Raw genomic sequence first — 4,472 nt, 5'->3', positions numbered from 1 at the left:
ACTTTAACTTTTGGGAAAGCTTGGTAAGAATGCAGCACAAGAATTTTCGCATCCCGCTGTGGCGGGATTAGATCTTTTGAAGGAAGTATTCTAATTAAACCCAATTAAACAGTAAAAATCGAATGTTGGCTATCTGCTTTTAAGGAGCTGTATCGTTTACTTTTTTAAGGCAATGGCTTGAAGGTGGTTTTGCGAATCTCTGCCCATGTACACTTTGGGCAAGCGAACGATTGTATTAAATATTATGAAAAGGCTGCTTGACCATAAAATTTATTTTGTTTGTAATGCGTGTTTTTCTGAAATTGTTTAATCAAGACCAAACTGGAGAAGCGATGAGCTGGCAGAAAATGAAAAGTCCGAACACGTTGTTTCTGATTTTTTTGTTGATTGTATTAACCGCCGTTGCCACTTACGTATTACCGGGCGGGGAATATGAATTTACGGAGAGCGGGGGGCGTAAGGTGATTGCCCCCCATACGTTCCACTATGTTCCCGGACATCCTCAGGGCTTCATGGCCGTTTTTCAGGCGCCCATTAAAGGATTCATAGCAGCGGCTCAAATTATTGGCTTTGTCTTGTTGGTGGGTGGCGCTTTTTCCGTGTTGCAAAAAACAGAGGCTATTGACCTGGCCATTAGGGCGCTGGCCCGGGCCCATGCCCACTCAGCGCTCATCCGAAAAAGCATCATCCCGGTATTCATGATCATTTTTTCATTGGCCGGCGCTGTGTTTGGCATGAGTGAGGAGGTGATTCCCTTTGTGCTCTTATTCATTCCACTGGCTCTGGCTCTGGGTTACGATACAGTCACAGGGGTGGCTATTCCCTTTGTAGGAGCTGCCACCGGATTTGCGGCCGCTTTCATCAATCCATTCACCCTGGGCGTGGCTCAGGGCATAGCGCAACTTCCCCCGCTTTCCGGATTTGGCTACCGTTTTTTCTGCTGGACAGTGAATACCTCCATTGCAATCCTATTTGTTTCCCGCTATGCATCCAGAGTAAAAGAACAGCCCCACAAAAGCCTTACCTTTGATCAGGATGTGCAGCGCAAAAAGGCCTTACATCTCGAATTGATGGACAAGCCGCACACTTTGGACCTTCGACATAAATTGGTTTTGTTGATTTTCTCGCTGGCTATGATTGTTTTGGTCGCTGGCGTGATGCTCAATCAGTGGTATATCAATGAAATTGCAGCCTTGTTTGTGGCTACGGGCATTCTGATCGGCCTTGTTGGTCGCTTATCGGTGGATGAGATCAGTACGGGATTTATTACCGGCGCCAAAGATTTGATCAGCACGGCTTTTGTCATTGCTTTAGCCCGCGGTATTCTGGTCATTGCACAGGAAGGGAAAATTATCGGTACCGTTCTACATGGCATGGCCTCGGTCATTCATGGCGTTCATCCCGTTCTGGCCAGCCAGTTAATGTTTTTGGTGCAAACTACCATCAATTTTTTCGTGCCTTCGGGAAGCGGACAGGCCGCCCTAACCATTCCGATCATGGCTCCCTTATCCGATTTGTTAGGTGTGAGCCGCCAGACTGCGGTTCTGGCCTTTCAATTTGGGGATGGGTTCAGCAATTTGATCATCCCCACGTCAGCCGTGACCATGGGCATATTAACCCTGGCCGGCATTCCATTTGACAAATGGCTGAAATGGGTGCTGCCCCTTGAGATTGTTTTCTTCCTGATAAGTTGTGTGCTGTTGATTCCCCCCTTTTTCCTCAACTGGTAATCAGAGAGGCGTTAAGCCGGAAATTAGCGACGGTGTTGATTAAAATACACACATAACCGGTCGAGCACCTTTTCCAGACGACGAAATAGCTTTTGGCCTGAAGAAACGGGGGCCTCTCTGGTTTGTTTTAAATCGATTTTTAGTACGCGTTCTTGAAAGTCCTTTATCAAAGATGGATTGCGGCAGACGACTACAATTTCTTTTAAAATGCGGTAACTCAGTAGATCAAAATTGGATGAACCAGCGATCAAAAGGTCCTCATCGATCAACATGGCTTTCATGTGCGACATTCCTGGTAGGTAATATTTCAACTGAATCGAGGTTCCGGCAAATTGACTGCTAATAAATCGGCGCAGCAGAGGATAATTATTGGCCAGGGGCGTGATAACAGTGATTTGTACACCTCGGGCATCTAAATCGCGCAATGTTTTTGTAAAAGGCCAGGAGAGGTAAGGACTGATGACGGTTAGTGATTTTTGCGCTGAGTGCATTAATCTGAAAATGTCTGCAAAATAGGTCTCATTATTGCGACCATCCATTAAGAAAAAGGAAACGTCGCCAAAGGTTCTGGCCTGGGCGCGCTCAAGTCCGGAAAAACTCGATAGAAAATCCTGTTTTAAAAAATGGGTGATTTCCTGGTCTTCAAAACGGAACATTAAGTCGTGCCAGGCAAAATTGTGATCACACAGATTGATCCCTCCTAAATAACAGATGTGATCGTCGATCAGAATGGTCTTTTTGTGGTTGGTGGCAAAATAACTATGAAACCAGGACCGCGGGTCGCGACTGATGATCAGTTTGGCGCCTTTTTCCTTCAAGCGCCCGAACATGGACTGTGTTTCACGCACTTCTTTCATTAATCGGGGATTAAATCGATTCCAGGGCCACCAGAGCAAACGATCACTCATCTTAAAATGCGTAAAATGATCGACCATGATGCGCATATCGCTCACCGGGCTGGCAAGCAATAAATTGGCGATGCGTTTGCCAGCCGTGTCGCCTTCGAAAGAGAGTGTTTGCAGATAGATGGATTTTTGCGCTTCCTGTAAATCGCTTTGTAAAGCGTCGAAGAATTCACGCGAATCGATTAACAATTCTACTTTCATTTGAACAGTCCCGCCAAAAAATTGTGTAAAAACAATAACAGCGAAAACCGGATAAAGCGTCCCAGGAATCCAAGACTAAAAAATAGCCAGATTTTGGTTTTCATGGTTCCGGCCATTATGGTGATGACGTAAAACGGAGGCATGCCAGCCAGCGCACTGATCAGAATGACCCATAACGAACCATTTTTTACAATTTTGTATTTTGCCTTAATGCGGTTAACCCGTTGTTCCAGGTTAAAAAATTTTAATTTCAGGCTGCCGCGGCCCATCATGTACAACACCATTTTGCCCAGCATGTGGGCCAGGGTCAAAAGGAGCAGAAAGATCGGGGCCCGAACATCGTGTACAAAATAGCCGAGCAATAAAATAAACGCTTCGATGTTAATTATCGGAATAAGCGCACTACTGAAGCCAACGATCAGGCAAGCCGCGTACCAGCCTAAGGCGTAGATCATTTGATTAAAATCCATTCAGCGTCCTGAGTGTCCTTTTCTGCTTTGTTTTAAATAAAAATAGGTAATAGCCGGCAGTAATACAAATTGTTGTCGATGATCGGTGGAAGCAGGGTAAAACAGTAGCCAGCTCGACAACAGCATTTTTTAAAGGATATTATGTTGAGCTCACTGTTAATATTTTACACATTAATTTAAATTGAACAAATACTGTTCGACTTAATAAGTAAAAGGTGTTAATATTTTCCTAAAAAGGGAAAGATGTGACAGTTTTAGCGCTGGGTTTTAAGCTGAAAAGGGTGAATTTAAAGCCAATCCATTATTGGCACAAAATTTGTAGCTTCCTTTCAAAAATGAATAATGGAAGGAAGAAGCCATGTTAAATGTTGCTACGAACCGCTCGAACACAGAGCCTTCTACTTTGATTGTGGTTTGTGCCTGGTGTCAACGGCAACGTATTCTGGGGCCGGATATGCACTATTACTGGATTAAAATGGACGACAAAACGGCTCATGATCATGTGAGTCACACGATATGTCCTACCTGTAAGGAAAGAATGAGCAATCAATTGCCTGTTATTCCATGATCTAATTTTTCAATTCCATCTTTCAACTAAAAATCAACGTTTGGCGTTTTGCACTCTGGAATAGGTCAGATGACATAAAGTATGAAGATAGCAGAATGTGCGCGGGGGAGAAAGGTAGCGGGGAAACGTTATTCCAATACGGGTGAAGTTTAGTAACTTCTACGGCAGCAGAGCCACAACCAAAAAATTTCTTTAAAAAATGACAGGCCGGTGCCCCGAAACCTTTTAACACTTACACTCATATACTCTTAACTTTACTCCTCCAACAGCAGAAGTTATTTCACGAATTAGCCCTCACCCCCTCGATCCCCCTCTCCTAGAATAAAAATCTGGGAGAGGGGGAAGGCATGTGTGGGAAATTTTTTTAATTGTCCGGCCGCTTTAGCCGGTTGGAGCGCAGCGGAAATTGCGATTCACTGTGACGGGACAACAAACCATTCAACAAATCAACAAATCAACAGTTATGCTTCTTCACACAGCACAAAAATTTTTGCATCCCGCTTTAGCGGGATAGATCTTTTGAAGGGATTATTTTAATCCGATCCATTTAATGTATTACGCGCCCGCTTTGTGTTAATGGAAGGATCCGTGGCATGGG

Annotated in this window: 4 protein-coding genes; 2 read left to right on the top strand and 2 right to left on the bottom strand. The window is 44.3% G+C overall.

Going from position 1 to position 4,472, the window contains the following annotated elements; all coding sequences use genetic code 11:
* Nucleotides 1-332 precede the first annotated feature (332 nt).
* Nucleotides 333-1,730 carry a YfcC family protein gene (locus tag ACWB0I_RS08565; RefSeq protein WP_479387639.1) on the top strand — a complete coding sequence of 466 codons (1,398 nt, stop codon included), beginning with the start codon at nt 333-335 and terminating at the stop codon, nt 1,728-1,730.
* Nucleotides 1,731-1,753: 23 nt separating this feature from the next.
* On the opposite strand, the gene ACWB0I_RS08560 is transcribed toward ACWB0I_RS08565, so the two are convergent.
* Nucleotides 1,754-2,836, bottom strand: a complete 1,083-nt coding sequence (locus tag ACWB0I_RS08560) for a phospholipase D-like domain-containing protein (RefSeq protein WP_479387638.1) — start codon at nt 2,834-2,836, stop codon at nt 1,754-1,756.
* On the bottom strand, nt 2,833-3,306 hold the full coding sequence (locus tag ACWB0I_RS08555) for a VTT domain-containing protein (protein ID WP_479387637.1): 474 nt from the start codon (nt 3,304-3,306) through the stop codon (nt 2,833-2,835). Before ACWB0I_RS08555 ends, ACWB0I_RS08560 begins: the two co-directional genes overlap by 4 nt.
* A gap of 358 nt (nt 3,307-3,664) precedes the next feature.
* Here ACWB0I_RS08555 and ACWB0I_RS08550 point away from each other — a divergent pair, with 358 nt between their 5' ends.
* Nucleotides 3,665-3,874, top strand: a complete 210-nt coding sequence (locus tag ACWB0I_RS08550) for a hypothetical protein (protein WP_479387636.1) — start codon at nt 3,665-3,667, stop codon at nt 3,872-3,874.
* Nucleotides 3,875-4,472: the final 598 nt, after the last annotated feature.

The organism is Caldithrix sp., assembly GCF_056497305.1.
The sequence above is the reverse complement of the archived record's forward strand: the minus strand, read 5'-3'. Positions and strand labels throughout refer to the sequence as shown.

Bases quoted from the DNA above. Each gene is read 5' to 3' on its own strand.
- ACWB0I_RS08555 (WP_479387637.1), bottom strand. From the start codon at position 3,306: ATGGATTTTAATCAAATGATCTACGCCTTAGGCTGGTACGCGGCTTGC.
- ACWB0I_RS08565 (WP_479387639.1), top strand. From the start codon at position 333: ATGAGCTGGCAGAAAATGAAAAGTCCGAACACGTTGTTTCTGATTTTT.
- ACWB0I_RS08560 (WP_479387638.1), bottom strand. From the start codon at position 2,836: ATGAAAGTAGAATTGTTAATCGATTCGCGTGAATTCTTCGACGCTTTA.
- ACWB0I_RS08550 (WP_479387636.1), top strand. From the start codon at position 3,665: ATGTTAAATGTTGCTACGAACCGCTCGAACACAGAGCCTTCTACTTTG.